2 protein-coding genes are annotated in these 625 nt (G+C 46.1%); both read right to left on the bottom strand.

Annotated elements, in window-relative coordinates:
* Positions 1-211, bottom strand: a 211-nt coding sequence (locus ACTHUM_RS17440) for a DUF4124 domain-containing protein (protein ID WP_440403617.1), incomplete at its 3' end; no start/stop codon positions are given.
* Between the two features lie 12 nt (positions 212-223).
* Positions 224-418, bottom strand: coding sequence for a hypothetical protein (locus ACTHUM_RS17435; RefSeq protein WP_036491242.1), 195 nt, complete (start codon positions 416-418; stop codon positions 224-226).
* Between the last annotated feature and the right edge of the window lie 207 nt (positions 419-625).

Here is a 625-nt window from a genome sequence, read left to right as displayed (position 1 = left end):
CGGCTTTGCTTGGGGAAATCGGCGTTGCCGGTGTTGAAACAGGCGCAGAAGTATATACGGACGGTTTGCCGATATTGCTGGCTTTGCAGTTTTTGCCGCCGGCTTGTGTATAGACTTTGCGGCCGGCAGAATCGGTACATTCAAAAATAGGCGCGGCGGAAACCGCAGTTGTCAAAGCGAGCAGTAATGTGCTGATCCAGATTTTGTTCATTTTTATTTTTCCTTAAAACCATTTCCACCAAACAAACAAAGCTGCAATCATGATGATGTTGGCGAATAGGATGGGTTTCCATTGCCTGGGTGCGCGCCGCAATTCAGCGCCTGAGCGCGTGCGGCGGATATAGAAAAACGGGCTGAGCAGCATGGAAGCGGCACATACCAAAATAATCACGGCGTAATAGATTTTGTGCGTTTCCATATCGTTTCTCCGATTCAGACGGCCTGAAATGCTGACTGCAACGCATTTTCTCGTGAAGCGTTGTCTGTTTTTATCTTGCATCGAAATTGGGCATATTTGCCATGCCTCAATCCTGAGGTCTTTGCAAAAATATGCTACAATCGCGTCCGATTATAACATTCTATTTATAAAGGTTTTACGAATAATGATTTCTACCAACGGCATCAC

The sequence above is a fragment of the Neisseria sp. P0021.S006 genome (genome assembly GCF_051956895.1).
This window is presented reverse-complemented; position numbering and strand designations above follow the sequence as displayed.